The organism is Streptomyces sp. H39-S7, from assembly GCF_027158205.1.
Classification (GTDB): domain Bacteria; phylum Actinomycetota; class Actinomycetes; order Streptomycetales; family Streptomycetaceae; genus Actinacidiphila.
In genome coordinates this window covers 65619-85357 of the sequence record NZ_JAPVLU010000019.1, presented here as the reverse complement: position 1 = coordinate 85357, position 19739 = coordinate 65619, and the positions used below count along the sequence as shown (strand labels likewise).

The window sequence follows — 19739 nt, the reverse complement described above, 5'->3', positions numbered from 1 at the left end:
CGACAGCACTGGACAGGAGCGACTGGTGGATGGGACCGGCGGGCACCCGCAGGCCGAGAGCAGCGGCGCCGACGAGGCGGCCGAGCCGGCCCTGGACCGACCGCTGCCCGAAGGTGTGCGGCACCGGGTCGTGACGATAGCCGCTGATGCCTTCGGCGGCCTCACCCTCGCCGAACTGCCGTCCCCCTTGCGGCCCTATGCCCGGTTCACCCCGTCACGGCGCGCCAAGTTCGCGGCGACCGCGCTGGCGACGGCGCTGGAGACCGATCCCGCCTTCCGGCAGAAGATCGCCGCCCGGCTGCGCGAGTCCCAGCCGGAGCTGGCCGAGGCGCTGGAGGCGGGCACCCCGCCGCCCGCCGCCGACCCGCTGGACGTGGCCGCGGCCGCCTACCTGCTGCGCCCGGCCGGCTGGGCCAAGATCGTCGCGACCGCCGGCGAGGAGGCGCAGCGCGCCCTGGCCGAACGGGCCGACGGTGAGACCACCCGGGAGCTGCAGCAGCTCAGGGACGAGCTGGCCGAGTTCCAGCTCCAGGCCCGGGACGAGGCCGCCCGAGGCCGCGTCGAGCTGGAGGCGGCCCGCAAGGAGATCGACACGACGCAGCGCAGGCTGCGCAGCGCGGTCAGCGACATGAAGCGTGCCGAGGCGGCGCTGCGCAGGGTGGAGACCGAGCTGGAGGAGGTCCGGGCCGCGGCGGCTGCGGACAAGGCCGCCGCCGAGAACGAGGCGCGCCGGCTCAGGACCCGGGTCACCGAGGCCGAGGCCGCCGTCGAGGCGGGCCGCCGGTCGGTGCGCGAGGGCCGCAGCGCCGAGGGCGTGCGGCTGCGGCTGCTGCTGGACACCGTGCTGGACGCGGCCACCGGGCTGCGCCGCGAGCTGGCGCTGCCACCGCGCGACACCATGGGCGTCCGGCCGGCCGACACCGTGGAGGCGGTCGCGCCCGGCACGATCAGTCCCAAGGACATCGCGCAGCGCGCCCTGTCCGAGAACGACCCGGCCCTGCTCGACCAGTTGCTGGCCCTTCCGCAGGCGCACCTGGTGATCGACGGCTACAACGTCACCAAGACCGGTTATCCGTCCCTGCCGTTGGAGAAGCAGCGGCTGCGGCTGCTCGGCGGTCTCGCGGTGCTGGCGGCGCAGAGCGGCGCCGAGGTCACCTGTGTCTTCGACGGTGCCGACCTGGACGCGCCGGTGCTGCTGGCGCCGCCGCGCGGGGTGCGGGTGATGTTCAGCAGGGCGGGGGAGACCGCCGACGAGTTGATCCGTCGCCTGGTGCGGGCGGAACCGCCGGGGCGGGTCGTCGTGGTGGTCTCCGCGGACCGTGAGGTGGCCGACGGTGTCGCCAAGGCCGGTGCGCGGCCCGTCGCTTCGACGCTGCTCCTCAAGCGGCTCGCGCGCGGCTGAGCTCCGGCCGGGCCGCGGCTCCGGCTGCGGGCGTCCTTGGGCGCCTGCCGGGGGGCTGCGGTCAACTCAGCGTCAGATGACCGCTACTGCACGTTCGATCTTCGTAAAGAAAACGTGGAACGACCGAAGTTTTACCTACAAGGATTTGAACCGATCACAGGAAGGTCACTAAGGTCAGGGCTCGAACCTCCGCACCGTTGATCAAGCCGTCCCCCGCGAACACCTGCGGGGCCGGCGGCAGAACGATCTGGCGCAGGGGGACCGCCGACCAACCGGGTAGGCGGCTGAAGGAAGAAGGAGCTCGCCTTCGTGGCGTCCCACCGTCGTCCCAAGCCGACAAGCCGCACGCGGGTGACTTTCTTCACCGCCACCGCTGCCGCAGCCGTCGCCCTCAGTTCCCAGGCCGCGCACGCCGCCCCCGCCAAGCCCGACATCAAGGACGTCAAGTCCCAGGTCGACAAGTTGTACGACGAGGCCGAGCAGGCCGGCGAGAAGTACAACGGTGCCAAGGAGGCGCAGGGCAAGCTGCAGAAGGAGGTCGGCGAGCTCCAGGACCGCGTGGCGCGCGAGCAGGGCACGCTCAACACCCTCCGCGACGGCCTCGGCGCGATGGCGAGCGCCCAGTACCGCAACGGTGGCATCGACCCGACGCTGCAGCTCCTGCTGTCGACGGACCCGGACACGTACCTGTCCAAGGCGTCCACGATGGACCAGTTGAGCTCCCAGCAGGCCGAGTCGCTCAAGCAGATCCAGGAGGTCAAGCGCACCCTGGACCAGCAGCGCGCCGAGGCCACCACGAAGATGGCGACGCTGGAGAGCGCCCGCACCGAGCTCGGCAAGCAGAAGGACGCGGCCCAGGTCAAGCTCGCCCAGGCCCAGAAGCTGCTCAACTCGCTGACCGCGCAGCAGCGTGCCGCGATAGCGAGCCAGGAATCCCGCGCGAACCGCAGCAACGAGCGGCCGAACCTGGGCGACATTCCCGCGCCCTCCCAGCGGGCCGCCGCCGCGCTCGCCGCCGCGAAGACCAGGATCGGCATGCCGTACAGCTGGTCCGCGACCGGCCCCAGCAGCTTCGACTGCTCCGGCCTCACCATGTGGTCCTACGCGCAGGCCGACGTCAGCCTGCCCCGGATGTCCCAGGACCAGGCCAACGCGGGCACCCACCTGACGATGAGCCAGCTGGCCCCGGGCGACCTGGTCATCTTCTTCGGCGACCGCCACCACGTCGGCTTCTACGCCGGCAACGGCATGGTGCTGCACGCTCCCAAGCCGGGTGCGTACGTGCGCTACGAAGCGATCGGCAACATGCCGTTCCAGTTCGGCGTCCGGATCTGACCCGATCCGATGAACGGATCCGATCCCGCCGGTCGCGGGGATCGGGTCCGTTTCGGCGTTCCGGGTGCGTCGGCGTGCCCGGCGCCGTGGTTCATTCGAGTGATATCGGAGGGTGACCGCTGACGGCCGAGCGGCAGTGACCTGGGCATCGGTCCGGACGCCCGGTCAGCGCGCCCCCGGGGGTTTTTGAACTCGGTGTGACCGTCTGGTTACTGTCTCAGCCGTGGCGACACATCGGCGTTTCCCGCAGCCCGGCTCCACCCGCACCTCCCGCGTCACCGTGCTCTCCGCGGCGGCCGCCGCGGCGGCGCTGTCCGGAGGCGCGGCGGCCCAGGTGGCGGCCGCCGACCCGGCGGGGCCCGGGACCGACGCGTCCTCCCGGGTGGGACAGCTCTACCAGCAGGCCGAGCAGGCCACGGAGGAGTACAACGCCGCGCAGGAGAACGCCACCCGGCTGCGGCGCGAGGTGGGTTCCCTCCAGGACCAGGCCGCCAGGGGCCAGGAGCGCGTCAACCGGATGCGGGACGACCTCGGCGCGATCGCCGGAGCCCAGTACCGCAGCGGCGGCATCGACCCGACGATGGCCCTCATGCTCTCCTCCGACCCCAACAGCTACCTCGACCGCGCCGAGGCGCTCGACCGGATCAGCACCCACCAGGCCACCAGCCTCGCGGAACTGCAGGAAGCGCAGCGCTCGCTGGAGCAGAAGCGGTCGATGGCGGCGGCCAGGCTCGCCGACCTGGAACACGCCAGGACCACGATGAAGGACCGCAAGCGCAGCGTGCAGGGCAAGCTCGGCGCGGCGCAGCGGCTCCTCAACGGGCTGCCGGCCGGGCAGCGGGCCGGATTCGTCCGCGGTCTGGACGACCGGGCCTCGCGCTCCGGCCGCTTCGCGCCCGACATCCCGGATCTGCCGGCGTCCTCGTCCCGCGCAGCGGCGGCCGTGGCCGCCGCAAGGGCGGCGATCGGCTCGCCCTATGTGTGGGGCAGCACGGGCCCGTCGTCCTTCGACTGCTCCGGCCTCATGCAGTACTCCTACCGCAAGGCCGGAGTGTCCCTGCCGCGGACCTCGCAGGAGCAGAAGCACGCCGGCCGGCAGGTTCCGCTCGACCAGGCCCGCCCCGGGGACCTGGTGATCTACCGGGACAACGCGAGCCATGTGGGGATGTACGTCGGCGGCGGCCGGGTGGTGCACGCGCCGTACCCGGGCGCCCGGGTACGGTCCGACCCGGTCAACATGATGCCGATCTCCGCGGTCACCAGGCCCTGAGCCGGCCGCCGGGGCGGCGCCCGTACGATCGGGCGTATGGCCCCGGCTCGCACGCGACCCCGTACCGCCGCGCTGTGGTGCGCGGCGGCGCTCGCCGTGCCGGCGCTGCTCACGGGCTGCGGGCGGACGGGCCCGGGGGCGCCCGACGCCGGGGCCGTTCCCGCCGCGACCGTGGTCCGAACGGTGCTCGACCGGCACGCGGCGGCGCTGCTGCGCCACGACGAGACGGCGTTCCTCGCGGACGTGGACCCGGGCTTCCGGGAACGGCAGCGGCAGGTGTTCCGGAACCTGGCGCAGGTGCCGCTCGACGCGTGGACGTACCGCGTGGTGCGGGTCGCCGCCGCCGGTGACGGTGGCGCCGACCGGGCTCTGGCGCAGGTCCGGGTGGGCTACCGGCTGACCGGGTACGACACCACGGCCGTCACGTCCGACGCCGATCTGACGCTCGCCCGGCGCGACGGCCGCTGGTACGTCGCGGGGGACCGGCACGACGCCCAGCAGTTGTGGGACCAGGGCCCGGTGCGGGTGGTGCGCGGGGCGCACAGCCTCGTGCTCGGGACGGACGGCCCCGAGGTGCTGCGGGGCTACGCCGACGCCGCCGACCGCGCGGTCCCCGTGGTGCGCCGGGCCTGGGGGGACGGCTGGAGCGGGCGCGTCGTCGTCGAGGTGCCGTCCTCGGCGGCGCGGATGGCCGCGCTGCTGCACGCGGCCCCCGACACCTACCGCGGCATCGCCGCCGTCACCACCGGCGAACTCGGCGGCACCGCCGGGGCGCCGGCCGACCGCGTGATCGTCAACCCCGAGGCGTTCGGGGAGCTTTCCGCGTTCGGCCGCCAGGTCGTGATCACGCACGAGACGACCCATGTCGCGACCCGCGCCGCCACCACCGCGACCACCCCGCTGTGGCTCTCCGAGGGCTTCGCCGACCGGGTCGGCTACAGCGGCACCGGCCGCACCGCCCGGCAGGCCGCGCCCGAACTGAGCCGCGACGTGGCGGCCGGCAAGGTCCCGCGGAGCCTGCCGTCCGCCGCCGACTTCACCACGGCGACCAGCGGTCTCGCCCAGGCGTACGAGGGATCCTGGCTCGCCTGCCGACTGATCGCCGGCGAATGGGGCGACGCGCGACTCACCGCGCTGTACCGGGCGGTCGCCACCGGCGGCTCCCTCGACACGCACCTGCGCGCGGTCCTCGGCGTCGGCCTCGACGACTTCACCGCGCGCTGGCGCGCCTACGTACAGCGGGAGTTGGCATGACGACGAGCGGTGACGCCGTGCGGGACGCCGGGGACTTCACCCCCGAGGAGGTCGCGCGGGGGCGCGCCCTCCGGCGCGGGCAGTGGCCGCCCGCCCTCGCCGGCCGGCTGGCCTCGCTCCTGCTGCTGCTCGTCCTCGGGCTGACCCCGGCCGGCGCCGGCCTGGTCGGACTCTTCGGCGGTTCCTGGACCGCCCGGATCGTCGGCGGCGGCCTCGCGCTGGTGCTGCTGGGACAGCTCGTCGCGCTGCCCTTCGCCGCCCGGGTGCGGATCGTGCGGACCCGGTTCGGGCTCGTCACCCAGGGCTGGGGCGGCTGGGCGGTGGACGTCCTGCGCGGGCTGCTCGTCTCCGTACCGCTCGTGCTCGGCGCGCTGTTCGCCGTCTACGCGCTCGCCGGGACCACCTCCCGGTGGTGGATCTGGACGGCGCTCGGCGCGGCCGTCGTGACCGTGCTCCTCTCCTGGCTGGCGCCGGTGGTCCTCGAACCGCTCTTCAACCGCTTCACCCCGATGGAACCGGGCGCCCTGCGCGACGCGCTCCTCGGCCTGGCCGAGCGCGACGCGATCGCCGTCCGCGACGTCCTCGTCGCCGACGCCTCCCGGCGCACCACCGCCCTCAACGCGTATGTCTCCGGCTTCGGCCGGACGCGGCGGATCGTCGCCTACGACACGCTCCTGACGACCGCCGAGCCGCGTGAGGTCGAGCAGGTCGTGGCGCATGAGCTGGGTCACGTGAAGTACCGGGACGTAGCGCGGGGCACGGTGCTCGGCGCGGTGGGGGCGGCGGCCGGGGTGTGCGTGCTGGCCGCGGTGGTGAGCTGGCGGCCGCTGCTCGACGCGGCGGACGTGGCCCGCTTCTCCGACCCGCGGTCGATGATGCTGCTCGCGGCGGTGGCCGCGGTCGGGTCCACGGTGGCGGGCCCGTTCGAGTGCGCGCTGAGCCGGCGGATGGAGCGCCGGGCGGACGCCCACGCGCTGCGGCTGACCGGCGACCCGGCGGGCTTCATCGCGATGCAGCGCCGGCTGGCGGTGGCGAACATCGCGGATCCGCGCCCGCCGCGGCTGCCGCACCTGCTCTTCGGCACACATCCGACGACGGCCGAGCGGATCGCCGCGGCGCGCCGGGCCCGGTGAGAGCGGGGGCCCGCGACGCGGTGGTGTGGGCCAGTAGGGTGAAGGCTCGTTCACGAGGGAGGGCGTCGAACGGTGGCACAGCTCGTCGAACCGCAGTCCGCGCGCGAGCGCGCGGAGGCCGCGCCGGTCGCGCGGCGGCAGGACCGAATACGGACGGTCGCCCTGACCGTGCTGTGCTTCGCCGCCGTGCTGGCCGTGGGGCTGCAGCAGTGGGCGACCGTCCGGATCGGCGGATTCGACCTGGGGATATTCGACCAGGCGGTCCGCGAGTACGCGCACTTCCACCTGCCGCGCTCGGCCATCAAGAACTACCACCACGAGTTCCCGCCCGGCTTCTCCCTGCTCGGTGACCACTTCTCCCCGATCCTCGTCCTCCTCGCGCCGCTGTACTGGGTGTGGGACGACCCCCGCGTGCTGATCGGCGCCCAGGCGGCGCTCTTCGCGGCCGGGGTGCCGGTCGTGCGGCGGATCGCGCGGCACTGCTTCGCGCAGGCGCCGCCCTCCACCGCCCGCCGCGCCGCGGACCTGAGCTGCCTGGCCTACGGGCTGGGCTGGCCGCTGCTGCGCGCGTCGGGAGTGGGCTTCCACGAGGTCGCCTTCGCCGTCCCGCTGACCCTGCTGATGCTGGAGCGCGGGCTGGCCCGGCGCTACGGCGCGGTGCTGCTCTGCGCCGCCCTGCTGTGCTGCGCCAAGGAGGACCTGGGGCTGCTCGCGGGGGCGTACGGAGCCGTCCTCGCCGGCCGCGGCCGGCGCGCGGGGGACCGGCCCGCGGTGCGTACCGGGCTCACGCTGTTCGTACTGGGGCCGGTGGCGGCGCTGCTCGCGATCCGGGTGCTGATCCCGGCGATGGGCGGGGTGCCCGGCTACTACTGGAACTACGGCGCCCTCGGCCCGGACATGGGATCCGTGGCGCTGCGGTTCCTGACCGATCCCATCACGGCGTTCGCGGTGAGTATCGACCACCCGGAGAAGGTGGCCCTGCTGCTGTGGCTGCTGGGACCGCTGCTCCTGCTGCCGCTCGGATCCGCCACCATGTGGTGCGCGGTCCCGCTGCTCGCCGAGCGGCTCTTCTCCGACAACCCCAGCCACTGGGCCACCACCCACCACTACGACGCCTTCCTGTGGCCGGTCCTGCTGGTGGCCGCGGTGGAGACGGCGGCCCGGCTGCACCGCAGGCACGCCGAGCGGCCGGTCGGGCGGTGGACGCTGGGGGCGGTGGCCTGCTCGCTGCTGATCTCGGCCGCGTGGGGCCTGGGGCAGTTGTTCCTGCCGGCCGCCTGGACGCCCCACCCCGTGGAGCGGGCGCTCGCCGAGGGCGTGCGGCTGGTGCCGACGGGGGCCACCGTCGAGGCCGACAACAACGCCGCGCCCCGGCTGACCGGCCGCACCAGGGTCGTCATCGCGGACGCGACCCCGCGCGAGGCCGAGTACGTCCTGATCCAGTCGGCGCAGAAGGTGTTCCCCTTCACGACCGCCGACGACCAGCGCGACCGCGTCCTGCTGCTGCTCGACAACGGCTACACCGTGCTGTGGGCGAAGGACGGCGCCGTCCTGCTGCACCGGACCGACACCGGCCGCCCGGTGCCCGGCGCGCACGTGCCCGGCGACGACAGCGTGCCGGTGAGGGAACCGGAAGTCCGCCCCTGACCGCGCACGCGGCCGCGGACCCTGACCGGGAACGCGGCCGGGACACGGGTCCGCCGGGCCCCCGTCGGCTACTCTCGGCGGCGATGGACAAGACCTTGATCGTCACCAATGACTTCCCGCCCCGGCCCGGCGGCATCCAGTCCTTCGTGCACAGCATGGCGCTGCGGCTGGACCCCGGACAGGTGGTCGTGTACGCCTCGACGTGGAAGGGGCCGGACGGCGGTGAGGTCGAGCACTTCGACGCCGAGCAGCCCTTCCCGGTGATCCGCGACCGGACGATGATGCTGCTGCCCACCCCCGGCGTGACCCGCCGCGCGGCGGGACTGCTGCGCGAGCACGGCTGCTCGTCGGTGTGGTTCGGAGCGGCGGCGCCGCTGGGGCTGATGGCCCCCGCGCTGCGCCGGGCGGGCGCCCGCAGGCTCGTCGCCACCACGCACGGCCACGAGGCGGCCTGGGCGCAGCTCCCGGCGAGCCGGCAACTGCTGCGCCGGATCGGCGAGGGCACGGACACGATCACCTATCTGGGTGAGTACACGCGGTCGCGGATCGCGGAGGCGCTCACACCCGGCGCGGCGGCGCGGATGGTGCACCTGCCGCCCGGCGTCGACGAGAAGACCTTCCACCCGGCTTCGGGCGGCGCGGCGGTACGGTCCGCGCTCGGCCTCGCGGACCGGCCGGTGGTGGTGTGCGTCTCGCGGCTGGTGCCGCGCAAGGGGCAGGACACCCTGATCCTCGCGATGCCGCGGATCCTGGCCGCCGTGCCCGACGCGGTGCTGCTGGTGGTCGGTGGCGGACCGTACGCCGACGACCTGGCCGAGCTCGCGGCGCGGACCGGCGTCACCGACTCCGTGCGCTTCACCGGATCGGTGCCCTGGGAGGAGCTGCCCGCCCACTACGGCGCGGGCGACGTCTTCGCCATGCCGTGCAGGACCCGCCGCGGCGGGCTCGACGTCGAGGGCCTCGGCATCGTCTACCTGGAGGCCTCGGCGACCGGGCTGCCGGTGGTGGCGGGGGACTCGGGCGGCGCCCCGGACGCGGTGCTGGACGGCGAGACCGGCTGGGTGGTGCCCGGCGGTTCGCCCGCTCAGGCGGCGGACCGGATCGTCACGCTGCTGGACGACCCGGAGCTGCGCCGCCGCATGGGCGAGCGGGGGCGGCGCTGGGTCGAGGAGGCGTGGCGCTGGGATCTGCTGGCGGAACGTCTGAAGTCGCTGCTGTAGGGGCCATGACGCGCGGCGGCTCCCCCGGACCGGGTCCGGGGGAGCCGCTTTTCGCCGTGCCCGCGCTCAGCGCTGGGAGTCAGTGCTGGTAGAGCGCCTCGATCTCGCCCGCGAAGTCCTTCATGACGACGTTGCGCTTCAGCTTCAGCGACGGCGTCACGTGGCCGGACTCCTCGGTGAACTGGTTCGGCAGGATCTGGAACTTGCGCACCGACTCGGCCTTGGAGACGGCCGCGTTGCCCTGGTCCACGGCGTGCTGCACGGCCGCCAGCAGCTCCGGGTCCGTGGCCAGCTCGGCGACGCCGCGGCCGGCCTTGCCGTGCTGTTCCGCCCAGCGGGGCAGGAACTCCTCGTCCAGGGTGACGAGCGCGGCGATGAACGGCTTGCCGTCGCCGACCACCATGCACTCGGCGATCAGCGCGTCGGCCCGGATGCGGTCCTCGATCACGGCGGGGGCGACGTTCTTGCCGCCGGCCGTGACGATGATCTCCTTCTTGCGGCCGGTGATGGACAGGTAGCCGTCCTCGTCGACCGTGCCCAGGTCACCGGTGTGGAACCAGCCGTCGGAGACCGCGTCGGCGGTGGCCGTCTCGTTGTTCCAGTAGCCGGAGAACAGGTGCTCGCCGTGCAGCAGCACCTCGCCGTCGTCGGCGATCCGCACCGTGGAGCCGGGCAGCGGCTGGCCTACCGTGCCGATCTTCGTACGGTCCCAGGGGTTGAACGCGGTGGCCGCACAGGACTCGGTGAGGCCGTACCCCTCCAGGACGGTGAAGCCGATGCCCCGGTAGAAGTGCCCGAGCCGCTCGCCCAGCGGCGCGCCGCCGGAGATGGCGTGCGTGGCGCGGCCGCCGAGGACGGCGCGCAGCTTGCTGTAGACCAGCCGGTCGAAGACCTTGTGCTTGAACTTCAGGCCGACCGACGGGCCGCCGGTGGAGTCCAGCGCCCGGCTGTAGGCGATCGCGGTGTCCGCGGCCTTGTCGAAGATCTTGCCCTTGCCGTCGGCCTGCGCCTTGGCCCGCGCCGAGTTGTACACCTTCTCGAAGACCCGGGGCACGCCCAGGATCATCGTCGGCCGGAAGGCGGCCAGCTCGTCGGTGAGGTGCTTGATGTCGCTGACGTGCCCGAGCTTGATCGGGGCCATCACGCTCGCCACCTCGACCAGCCGGCCGAAGACGTGGGCGAGCGGCAGGAAGAGCAGCACCGAGGAGTCGCCGGTCCTGAACAGCGGGGCGAGGCGTTCCACCACGTTGCCGCACTCGGCGAAGAAGGCCCGGTGGCTCAGCACGCAGCCCTTGGGGCGGCCGGTGGTCCCGGAGGTGTACACGATCGTGGCGGGGGAGTCCGCGACGGCGGTCGCCCCGCGGTCGTCCACGACCTTGTCGGAGATGTCGCTGCCGACCGAGACCAGGTGCTCCACCGCGCCGGCGTCGATCCGCCAGACGTGCTTGAGCTCGGGGAGCCGGTCGTGCACCGAGGCGACGGCGGCCTCGTGGGCGCCGGACTCGACGATGCAGGCGACCGCGCCCGAGTCGCCGAGGATCCACTCGACCTGTTCGGCCGAGGACGTCTCGTAGACCGGCACGGCGACCGCGCCGGCGCTCCAGATCGCGAAGTCGAAGAGCGTCCACTCGTAGCGGGTGGGCGACATCAGGGCGACCCGGTCGCCGGGCTGCACGCCGGAGGCGATCAGCCCCTTGGCGGTGGCTCTGACCTCGGCGAGGAAGTCGGTAGCGGTGACGTCCTGCCATTCACCGCCCGCGTTCTTGCGGGCGATCACCGGAACAGCTGGGTGCTGAGCGGCGTTGCGGCGGATCAGATCCGTCAGGTTGCCGTCCGCTGGGACCTCGTAAAGGGCCGGAAGGCTGAACTCACGCAAGGCTGGTGCTCCTCATCGGCGCGACGGCGCACCCGGAGGGATAGTTGGACGGCCTGGACGTTACCCACCGGTAAAGCTTTCGCGATAGGGGTGCAGTACAGATGTTTTATGCATCACATACCCAGGAGTGCTGGTGAACCGCTCCGCGAACAGTAGTCCAGGCGCTCGGTGACCCGCAGGTAACCGGCGATAGGGTTACGGCCATGCGGGTCCATGTGGTGAGTGATGTGCACGGTGCGGCGGAGGCCCTGGCCCGGGCGGGGGACGGCGCGGACGCGTTGATCTGCCTCGGCGACCTCGTGCTCTTCCTGGACTACGCCGATCACTCGCGGGGCATCTTCCCCGACCTGTTCGGCGCGGCGAACGCGTCCCGCATGGTCGCGCTGCGGACCGCCAGGCGCTTCGAGGAGGCCCGCGTCCTCGACCGCGAGCTGTGGGAGGGCATCGACCGGCGCGGCGCCATCGAGACCGCCGTGCGGAAGCAGTACGCCGAACTGTTCGCCGCCTTTCCGGCGCCGACGTACGCCACGTACGGCAATGTCGACATTCCGGCCCTGTGGTCCGAGTACGCGACCGAGGGCACCACGGTCCTGGACGGCTCCACCGCCGAGATCGGCGGCCTGGTCTTCGGCTTCGTCGGCGGCGGCCTGCGGACGGCGATGCGCACCCCTTACGAGATCGACGACGCCGAGTACGCCGCGAAGGTCGCCGCGCTCGGCCCGGTCGACGTGCTCTGCTCGCACATCCCGCCCGCGGTTCCCGAGCTCTGCTACGACACCGTCGCCCGCCGCTTCGAACGCGGCAGCGAGGCGCTGCTCGACGCGATCCGCACCACCCGCCCGAAGTACGCCCTCTTCGGCCACGTCCACCAGCCGCTGGTCCCGCGGATGCGGATCGACAGGACGGAATGCGTCAACGTCGGACACTTCAACGCCACCCGCAGGCCATGGGCCCTGGAGTGGTGACAGCTGTTCGACCGGCAGGCGGTAGCCTGCACCAGCAGACCCAGACATACGGCGCGAAGTCCCGGAGGGGCCACAGCGATGGCGGAACACACCAAGTCGAGCATCACCATCGAGGCGGCACCGGCGGACGTCATGGGCGTCATCGCCGATTTCAACCGCTACCCGGAGTGGACGGGTGAGGTGAAGGAGGCGGAGATCCTCTCCGCCGACGACCGGGGCCGCGCCGAGCAGGTACGGCTGCTGCTGGACGCCGGCGCGATCAAGGACGACCACACGCTCGCCTACCGCTGGGTCGGCGACAGCGAGGTCCACTGGTCGCTGGTCAAGTCCCAGATGCTCCGCACCCTGGACGGCTCGTACGCCGTCGCCCCGCTGGACGGCGGCGCGCGCACCGAGGTCACGTACCAGCTGACGGTCGACGTCAAGATCCCGATGCTCGGCATGATCAAGCGCAAGGCCGAGAAGGTCATCATCGACCGCGCCCTGGCCGGTCTGAAGAAGCGCGTCGAGTCCGGCCCGCCCGCCGGCGCGTCCGACAGCCCGCCCGACAAGAGCTGAGGGCCGTGCGCACGGTCCTGGTCACCGGCGCCGGTGGCGCGGGCCGCACCACGGTGGCCGCCGCCACGGCGGTGAGCGCGGCCCGGGAGGGCGCCCGCACCCTGCTGCTGACCACGGACCGCGGCGCGTCCCCCGTCGGCGTGCTCGACGGGGACCGGACCACGGTGCCCGGACTGCTCGCCCACCGGATAGACACCCAGGCGACCTTCCGCGCCGACGCCCGGGACGACCAGTCCCGGCTCGGCTCCCTCCTGGACCTGCTGGGCGCCGAACCGCTGGACCCCGAGGAGCTCACCGAGCTGCCCGGCTCGGACTCGCTGGCCCTGCTGCGCGCCCTGCGCGAGTCGGCCGACGCGTCCGCCGGCTGGGACGTGGTCGTCGTCGACCTGCCGGCCACCCCCGCCGCGCTCGCCGCCCTCGCCCTCCCCGAGCAACTGCGCCGCTACCTGCGGCGGCTCGTTCCCGTCCAGCGCCAGGCGGCCAGGGCGCTGCGCCCGATGCTCGCCCAGCTCGCGGGCGTGCCGATGCCGGCCCAGTGGGCGTACGAGGCCGCCGAGCGCGCCGACCGCGACCTCGCCGCCGCGCAGGCGGTGATCGAGGACGCGGGCACCACCGTGCGGCTGGTCGTCGAGCCCGGCCGGGCGGCGGCCGGCGCGGTCGGCACCGCCCGCACCGGACTGGCGCTCTTCGGGCACCGGCTGGAGGCCGTGGTCGCCAACCGGCTGCTGCCGGACGACTCGCCCGACCCCTGGCTCGCCGAGCTGTCCGGCGGACAGCGCAAGGAACTCGCCGCGCTGCGCGCCGAATTGGCCGGAACCGGTACGGCGGTCCATGAACTGCCGCACCTGGGAAGGGAACCGCACGGCGCCGACGACCTCACCGCGCTCGCCGCCGTACCGCCGGGACCGCCCGCGCGGCCGGAAAGGGCGGACGGGCGCGCCGCCAACCCGTGGACCGTGACGGACCAACTCGGCGACGAGGGCCGTTTCCGCTGGCGGCTGCCCCTGCCGGGCGCCACCCGTGAGGGTCTCGGACTGGTGCGCCGGGGTGACGAACTCGTGGTCGACGCCGCGGGATTCCGCCGGATCCTCCCGCTGCCCTCCGCCCTGCGGCGCTGCACCGTCGACGGCGCGGCGCTGCGCGACGGGGCGCTCGAGGTCCGGTTCGCGCCGGACCCCGACCTCTGGCCGCGCTGAACGCCATGCGTCCATTCGGGTACCGTCGGTAGAACAACCCCGGAGCGCCGCGAGGGAGACCGTCATGAGCGAGACCACGGACCGGCCCGACGCCGACGCGTGGGCCAAGGCCAGCGCCGAGGACACGGCCGCCGAGAACGCGCGCCGGCGTGAGCAGGCGGGACAGGGCGTCGGCAGCGCCGCGGAAGAGCTGCGACGGCTCGCCGAGGCCGTGACCGACAAGCTCGCCGAGTTCCGCAACCCGGCGGTGACCCTTGCCGCCCAGAGCGTGATCTCGCAGGTCAAGTCGGTTGTCGAGCCCATCCGCGAGCGCAACCCCGAGGTATTCGAGCACCTGTCGTCGGCCGGCGTGGAGCTGCTCGCGGCCTACCGCTCGGTCGTCGCGGGACACGAAACCCGGTGGACCGCGAGGTCCGCGGGGGATTCGACGGCCGGACGGCGTGCCCCGGAGACACCGCCCGCATCATCCACCGGCTCATCCAGTGAGCACATCGACCTCGACTGACCTCCCCTCCGGTACGGTTGGACGAAGCGGGGATCGACCGAAAACTGAGGGACACATGGGACTCACCATCGGCGTCGACATCGGCGGCACAAAGATCGCGGCCGGCGTAGTCGATGAGGACGGCTCGATTCTTGAGACGTGCAAGGTGCCGACCCCGGCGACCCCCGAGGCAGTCGTGGACGCCATCGCGGACGCGGTGCGCACCGTCAGCACCGACCACGAGGTCGACGCGGTCGGCATCGGCGCGGCCGGTTACGTGGACGACAAGCGTGCCACCGTGCTCTTCGCGCCGAACATCAACTGGCGGCACGAAGCGCTCAAGGACAAGGTCGAGCAGCGCGTCGGCCTTCCCGTCATCGTCGAGAACGACGCGAACGCGGCGGCGTGGGGCGAATACAAGTTCGGTGCGGGCCAGGGTCACGACGACGTCGTGTGCATCACCCTCGGCACCGGTCTCGGCGGCGGCATCATCATCGGCGGCAAGCTGCACCGCGGCCGGTTCGGTGTGGCCGGCGAGTTCGGCCACGTCCGGATGGTGCCGGACGGACTGCTGTGCGGCTGCGGCAGCCAGGGCTGCTGGGAGCAGTACGCCTCCGGGCGCGCTCTCGTCCGCTACGCGCAGCAGCGCGCGGCGGCGACGCCGGAGAACGCGGAGCTGCTGCTCTCCCTCGGCGACGGCACCCCCGAGGCCATCGAGGGCAAGCACGTCAGCGAGGCAGCGCGGGGCGGTGACGCGGTAGCGGTCGACTCGTTCCGTGAGCTGGCCCGCTGGGCGGGCGCGGGCCTGGCCGACCTGGCCTCGCTCTTCGACCCGTCGGCGTTCATCGTCGGCGGCGGGGTCTCGGACGAGGGCGAGCTGGTGCTCGACCCGATCCGCAAGTCCTTCCGCCGCTGGCTGGTCGGCGGTCAGTACCGGCCGCACGCCCAGGTGCTCGCCGCGCAGCTCGGCGGCAAGGCAGGACTGGTCGGCGCCGCCGACCTGGCCCGGCAGGGCTGACCACCGTGCTCGCGGATCTGCCGCCCTCGTCCACCGCGCCGGGTGACTCGGCGGTGGTCCGCGTGCTCAGCTACAACATCCGCTCCATGCGGGACGACAGGGGGGCGCTCGCCCGGGTGATCCGGGCCTGCGCCCCCGACCTCGTCCTGCTCCAGGAAGCGCCGCGCTTCTTCCGCTGGCGCAAGCCCACCGCCTGGCTCGCCCACGAGTGCGACCTGGTCACCGTCACCGGCGGCGCCACCGCCGCGGGACCGATGATCCTCTCCTCGCTGCGCGCCCACGTCGAGCGCACCGAGGACATCCTGCTGCCGCGCACTCCCGGCCTGCACCAGCGCGGCTTCGCCACCGCCGTCGTACGGATCGGCGGCGCCCGGCTCTCGGTCGTCAGCTGCCACCTCAGCCTGAGCGCGGCCGAGCGCGAAGGGCAGTCCGAGCTGCTCCTGGAACGGCTCGCGGAGATGGGCGAGCCGCACGCCGTGGCCGGCGGCGACCTCAACGACCACCCGGACGGCCGTGCGTTCGGCCGGCTGTCGGCGGAGCTCCAGGACGCCTGGGCCACCAAGCCGTGGGGTGGCGAGTACACCTCCGAGCCGGACAACCCGCACCAGCGGATCGACGCGATCTTCGCGACGCACGGCGTCGAGGTGCTCGGGTGCGGCGTGCCGAACGGCCTTCCCGGCGTCGATCCGGCGGACCTGTCCGCCGCCACCGACCACCTGCCGGTGCTGGCCGCGTTCCGGATCCCGGCGACCCCGTCCGGCGCCTGACGGCGCTTCCCGCCGCCGCGGCGGTCAGACGACCGCGCCGCCACCCGGCAGTTCGTCGTCGTCCTCGCCCGTGCGCAGCCGTGTGACGAGCGTGCAGAAGCCGCCGACGAACCCGCCGACGCCCAGCGTCATGACCCACCAGGTGATCTCCTGCCGGAGCAGGATGAACACGATCAGCAGCAGCGGTCCGCCCAGCACCGCGAGCCAGGCGAACTTCGTCGTGACGTCGGCCTCCGGGAGCGGCGGGGGCTCGGGCGGCACGTAGTGGCCCTCGTCCTCGTCCTCGGCGGCCGTGTAGTCGCGCGGGCCGTGGATCACCGGGTGGACGACGATGCTGCGGGCCGGCGGGCCGGCCCCGTCCTCGGCGCCGTCCTTGTCACCGTCGTCGGCGCTGTCGCCGGGCTTGGCGGGCGAGAGGTTCTCGGCGTCGGGCCAGGAGCCGGTCCCCGGCTCGGGCTCGTCGTCGAAGCCGGCGATCAGCTCGGCCCAGGCGGCGTCCTCGTCCAGCGGCGGACGGTCCGCCCCGTCGGCGGTGTCCGCGACGGCCGGCTCGGACGCGTCGGGAGCCGTCTCGTCCGGAACCTGCTCCTCCTCGCGCTCAGCCACTGGCGGTCACCTCCTTGTCCACCGCGGGCGCCAGGCGCCGGATGAATCCGTAGGACTCCTCGAAGATCTGTTCCGCGTCATGGTCCAGCGTCGCCACGTGGTAGCTGCGCTCCAGCACCGTCTCGGTGACGTCGACCGAGGAGACCTTGCTGAGGACGACCGCGGTGTTCGACGGGTGGACCACATGGTCCACCCGGCTGTGCAGCAGCAGCAACGGCTGCGTCACCTGCGGCAGTCCGGTTCTGACGAGCTTCCAGAAACGGCTGAGGGAGTGGACGGCGTGCAGCGGCGTCCGGTCGTAGCCGACCTCGACGCCGCCCTCCTTGGCGATGTCGCTGGTGATGCCCGGCACCGACGGCACCAGGTGGCGCAGCACCGGAACCGCCTTGAGCTGGTGGCTGTCGGCCTTGACCGAGGGGTTGACCAGGACGATGCCGGTGATCGCGTTCCCGTGCCGCTCGGCGAGCCGCAGCGTCAGGGCGCCGCCCATCGACATCCCGCAGACGAAGACCTGCGAGCAGCGCGCGGACAACTCGCGCAGCGCGCGGTCGACCTCGGCGTACCAGTCCTGCCAGCCGGTCTGCTGCATGTCCTGCCAGCGGGTGCCGTGACCCGGCAGCAACGGCAAGGAGACAGTCAGGCCGCGGGCGGCCAGATACTCGCCCCAGGGGCGCATGGACTGCGGTGTGCCGGTGAATCCGTGACAGAGCAGGACACCGACTTCGCCACCGTCGTGGCTGTACGGCTCGGCTCCGGGCATGAGCGGCACCGTGGGACTCCTGTTCGCCGCGGGGAGGGTGGCAGGAGTTCAGCGTACGCGGCCCGGATACCCCCCGGTAAGCCCCGTCGCCAAGCCCCGCCGCGTGGACGCGGGGAGTGCCGGGGCAGAACTGGCGTTAAGGTCTTGGCGTCAGCTACAGGAGGTCCTCGGTTGTTCTACGGCGCGATGAAGCTCGCGATCGGCTCGCCGCTCAAGCTCGCCTTCCGCCCCTGGGTGGAAGGTATCGAGAACATCCCCAAGGAGGGGCCGGCGATCCTTGCCAGCAATCACCTCTCCTTCTCGGACTCCTTCTTCCTCCCCGCGATGCTCGACCGGCCGGTCACCTTCATCGCCAAGGCGGAGTACTTCACCTCCCCCGGTGTGAAGGGGAAGTTGACGGCCGCGTTCTTCAAGGGCGTCGGCCAGCTCCCGGTGGACCGCTCGGGCGCGCGCGGCGCCGGCGAGGCGGCGGTCAAGAGCGGGCTCCAGGTGCTGGAGCGCGGTGAGCTCTTCGGCATCTACCCCGAAGGCACCCGCTCGCCCGACGGCAGGCTCTACCGGGGCAAGCCCGGCGGCCTGGCCCGGGTGGCGCTGGCCTCCGGGGCGCCGGTGATCCCCGTCGCGATGATCGACACCGAGAAGGTGCAGCCGCCCGGCAAGGTGCTGCCCAAGGTCTCGGTGCGTCCCGGCATCCGGATCGGCAAGCCGCTCGACTTCAGCCGCTACCACGGCATGGAGGGCGACCGCTTCATCCTGCGCTCGGTGACCGACGAGGTCATGTACGAGATCATGAAGCTCTCCGGCCAGGAGTACGTGGACATCTACGCCACCGCCGCGAAGCGCCAGATCGCGGAGGAGGCCAAGCGGTCGGCCGAGCTGGAGAAGTCCGAGAAGGCCGCACTGGAGAAGGAAGGGCCGGCGACCGGGTCCTGAGGAACCGGCCGGGCCTCGGGGGAGGGGGAGCGATGGCGGCGAAGACGATCGGGATGTCCGTCGAGGCACCGCTGTGGCGTGCGCTGACCGCCTACCGGCTGCTCACCCTCGCCTACGCGCTGGCCCTGTTCGGCGAGGCCTACGGGGAGTACCGCCACCCGCCGGCGGCGGCCGCGTACATGGCGGTGCTGACCGTCTGGACGTTCCTCACCCTGGGGCGGGTGCGCTCCGCGGAGCGGTGCACCAAGCGGTTCCTCGTCGCCGACCTCACCCTCGCGCTGACCGGGATCCTGCTCACCCCCGTCATCGACACGCACCTGCGGGTCGTCGAGGGAGGCCCGACGCTGCCGTCCATCTGGACGGCCGGCTCCGTCCTCGCCTTCGCGATCAAGGGCGGCTGGCGCTGGGCGGCCGTCGCCTCCACGCTCGTCGGCATCGCCAACGTCGTCGAGCGCGGCTCCTTCGCCCGCGACAGCCTGCACAACGTCCTGCTGGTGTGGGTGGCGAGCATCGCCATCGGCTACGTCGTCGAGGTCGCCCGCGCCAGCGAGCGGACCCTCGCCCGCGCGCTGCAGATCGAGGCGGCCACCCGTGAGCGGGAGCGGCTGGCCCGCGACATCCACGACAACGTGCTCCAGGTGCTGGCCATGGTCCAGCGCCGGGGCACCGAGGCGGGCGGCGAGGCCGCGGCGCTCGGCAGGATGGCCGGCGAGCAGGAGTCCGCGCTGCGGGCGCTGGTCTCCGACGGCTTCGTCCCCGACCCCCGCTCCGCCGAGAACGCCGCCGCGGTCCGCCGCGGCCGGCTGCTCGCTGCGCTGCGCTCGCGCACCGGCGCCGCCGAGGCCGACCAGGAGGCCGCGGACGCCGCACTCGGCCCGTGCGACGTACGGGCCCTGCTCACGCCCTACGGCAGCTCCCAGGTGACGATCTCGGCGCCGGGCACCCCGGTCCTGGTCGACGCGCACGCCGCCGCCGAACTCGCGGCGGCCGTCGGCGCCGCCCTCGACAACGTCCGCACGCACGCCGGTGAACGGGCCCACGCCTGGATCCTGCTGGAGGACGAGCCCGGCGAGATCCTCGTCAGTGTCCGCGACGACGGCCCCGGCATCCCGGAGGGCCGGCTCGCCGACGCCGAACAGGAGGGCCGGCTCGGCGTCGCCCAGTCCATCCGCGGCCGCCTGCGCGACCTGGGCGGCACCGCCACCCTCATCACCACCCCCGGCCAGGGCGCCGAGGTCGAACTCCGACTCCCCAAGCGGCACGCGACGCTCTGAGAGCCGCCTGCCGCACCGTTTGTACAGTTGCCCCGGCAGCG

The 19739-nt window shown here is 73.3% G+C and carries 18 protein-coding genes; 15 read left to right on the top strand and 3 right to left on the bottom strand.

Features of this window, described 5'->3' with window-relative positions; genetic code table 11:
• Positions 1-25 precede the first annotated feature (25 nt).
• From O3X23_RS19925 to O3X23_RS19895, 7 genes are all read left to right on the top strand, one after another.
• Entirely contained in the window at positions 26-1402 is a 1377-nt protein-coding gene (locus O3X23_RS19925; RefSeq protein WP_269272786.1) for an NYN domain-containing protein, read from the top strand.
• 309 nt (positions 1403-1711) lie between these two features.
• Positions 1712-2737 (top strand): NlpC/P60 family protein, encoded by a 1026-nt coding sequence (locus O3X23_RS19920; protein ID WP_269272785.1) that lies wholly within the window; start codon positions 1712-1714, stop codon positions 2735-2737.
• A 223-nt stretch (positions 2738-2960) separates the two neighbouring features.
• The gene (locus O3X23_RS19915; protein ID WP_269272784.1) at positions 2961-4007 is read left to right on the top strand and encodes a C40 family peptidase; all 1047 of its coding nucleotides are present in this window, start codon (positions 2961-2963) and stop codon (positions 4005-4007) included.
• 36 nt (positions 4008-4043) lie between these two features.
• On the top strand, positions 4044-5261 hold the full coding sequence (locus tag O3X23_RS19910; RefSeq protein WP_269272783.1) for a hypothetical protein: 1218 nt from the start codon (positions 4044-4046) through the stop codon (positions 5259-5261).
• Positions 5258-6394: a M48 family metallopeptidase gene (locus tag O3X23_RS19905; RefSeq protein WP_269272782.1), complete on the top strand. Its 1137-nt coding sequence runs from the start codon at positions 5258-5260 to the stop codon at positions 6392-6394. The genes O3X23_RS19910 and O3X23_RS19905 overlap by 4 nt, the downstream gene beginning before the upstream one ends.
• A gap of 72 nt (positions 6395-6466) precedes the next feature.
• Positions 6467-8041, top strand: coding sequence for a DUF2079 domain-containing protein (locus O3X23_RS19900; RefSeq protein WP_269272781.1), 1575 nt, complete (start codon positions 6467-6469; stop codon positions 8039-8041).
• A gap of 83 nt (positions 8042-8124) precedes the next feature.
• The gene (locus O3X23_RS19895; RefSeq protein ID WP_269272780.1) at positions 8125-9261 is read left to right on the top strand and encodes a glycosyltransferase family 4 protein; all 1137 of its coding nucleotides are present in this window, start codon (positions 8125-8127) and stop codon (positions 9259-9261) included.
• 79 nt (positions 9262-9340) lie between these two features.
• Here the strand turns inward: O3X23_RS19895 and O3X23_RS19890 are convergent, their stop codons facing one another.
• Positions 9341-11137 (bottom strand): AMP-dependent synthetase/ligase, encoded by a 1797-nt coding sequence (locus O3X23_RS19890; protein ID WP_269272779.1) that lies wholly within the window; start codon positions 11135-11137, stop codon positions 9341-9343.
• Positions 11138-11340: 203 nt separating this feature from the next.
• Between O3X23_RS19890 and O3X23_RS19885 the strand changes: the two genes are divergently transcribed.
• The 6 genes from O3X23_RS19885 to O3X23_RS19860 all read left to right on the top strand — a co-directional run bounded on the left by O3X23_RS19885 (position 11341) and on the right by O3X23_RS19860 (position 16125).
• On the top strand, positions 11341-12102 hold the full coding sequence (locus tag O3X23_RS19885; RefSeq protein WP_269272778.1) for a metallophosphoesterase family protein: 762 nt from the start codon (positions 11341-11343) through the stop codon (positions 12100-12102).
• Positions 12103-12180: 78 nt separating this feature from the next.
• On the top strand, positions 12181-12660 hold the full coding sequence (locus O3X23_RS19880) for an SRPBCC family protein (RefSeq protein WP_269272777.1): 480 nt from the start codon (positions 12181-12183) through the stop codon (positions 12658-12660).
• 5 nt (positions 12661-12665) lie between these two features.
• Positions 12666-13856 (top strand): ArsA family ATPase, encoded by a 1191-nt coding sequence (locus O3X23_RS19875; RefSeq protein WP_269272776.1) that lies wholly within the window; start codon positions 12666-12668, stop codon positions 13854-13856.
• A gap of 64 nt (positions 13857-13920) precedes the next feature.
• A complete protein-coding gene (locus tag O3X23_RS19870; RefSeq protein WP_269272775.1) occupies positions 13921-14361 on the top strand; it encodes a DUF5304 domain-containing protein in 441 nt (146 codons plus the stop codon).
• Positions 14362-14416: 55 nt separating this feature from the next.
• A complete protein-coding gene (locus O3X23_RS19865; protein ID WP_269272774.1) occupies positions 14417-15358 on the top strand; it encodes an ROK family glucokinase in 942 nt (313 codons plus the stop codon).
• A gap of 5 nt (positions 15359-15363) precedes the next feature.
• Positions 15364-16125, top strand: coding sequence for an endonuclease/exonuclease/phosphatase family protein (locus O3X23_RS19860; RefSeq protein WP_443047904.1), 762 nt, complete (start codon positions 15364-15366; stop codon positions 16123-16125).
• A 24-nt stretch (positions 16126-16149) separates the two neighbouring features.
• Here O3X23_RS19860 and O3X23_RS19855 read toward each other — a convergent pair whose 3' ends face one another.
• Both O3X23_RS19855 and O3X23_RS19850 read right to left on the bottom strand, forming a co-directional pair.
• Entirely contained in the window at positions 16150-16731 is a 582-nt protein-coding gene (locus tag O3X23_RS19855) for a hypothetical protein (RefSeq protein WP_269272773.1), read from the bottom strand.
• Positions 16724-17500 (bottom strand): alpha/beta hydrolase, encoded by a 777-nt coding sequence (locus O3X23_RS19850; protein ID WP_269272772.1) that lies wholly within the window; start codon positions 17498-17500, stop codon positions 16724-16726. The genes O3X23_RS19855 and O3X23_RS19850 overlap by 8 nt, the downstream gene beginning before the upstream one ends.
• A gap of 162 nt (positions 17501-17662) precedes the next feature.
• Between O3X23_RS19850 and O3X23_RS19845 the strand changes: the two genes are divergently transcribed.
• Together O3X23_RS19845 and macS are read left to right on the top strand one after the other, a co-directional pair.
• Positions 17663-18424, top strand: a complete 762-nt coding sequence (locus O3X23_RS19845) for a lysophospholipid acyltransferase family protein (RefSeq protein WP_269272771.1) — start codon at positions 17663-17665, stop codon at positions 18422-18424.
• Positions 18425-18456: 32 nt separating this feature from the next.
• The gene (gene macS, locus O3X23_RS19840; protein ID WP_269272770.1) at positions 18457-19698 is read left to right on the top strand and encodes a MacS family sensor histidine kinase; all 1242 of its coding nucleotides are present in this window, start codon (positions 18457-18459) and stop codon (positions 19696-19698) included.
• The last annotated feature ends 41 nt before the right edge of the window (positions 19699-19739 follow it).

Excerpts from the sequence above, each read along its gene's own strand:
- macS (WP_269272770.1), top strand. The coding sequence starts at position 18,457 with ATGGCGGCGAAGACGATCGGGATGTCCGTCGAGGCACCGCTGTGGCGT.
- O3X23_RS19905 (WP_269272782.1), top strand. The coding sequence starts at position 5,258 with ATGACGACGAGCGGTGACGCCGTGCGGGACGCCGGGGACTTCACCCCC.
- O3X23_RS19895 (WP_269272780.1), top strand. The coding sequence starts at position 8,125 with ATGGACAAGACCTTGATCGTCACCAATGACTTCCCGCCCCGGCCCGGC.
- O3X23_RS19870 (WP_269272775.1), top strand. The coding sequence starts at position 13,921 with ATGAGCGAGACCACGGACCGGCCCGACGCCGACGCGTGGGCCAAGGCC.
- O3X23_RS19910 (WP_269272783.1), top strand. The coding sequence starts at position 4,044 with ATGGCCCCGGCTCGCACGCGACCCCGTACCGCCGCGCTGTGGTGCGCG.
- O3X23_RS19880 (WP_269272777.1), top strand. The coding sequence starts at position 12,181 with ATGGCGGAACACACCAAGTCGAGCATCACCATCGAGGCGGCACCGGCG.
- O3X23_RS19885 (WP_269272778.1), top strand. The coding sequence starts at position 11,341 with ATGCGGGTCCATGTGGTGAGTGATGTGCACGGTGCGGCGGAGGCCCTG.
- O3X23_RS19865 (WP_269272774.1), top strand. The coding sequence starts at position 14,417 with ATGGGACTCACCATCGGCGTCGACATCGGCGGCACAAAGATCGCGGCC.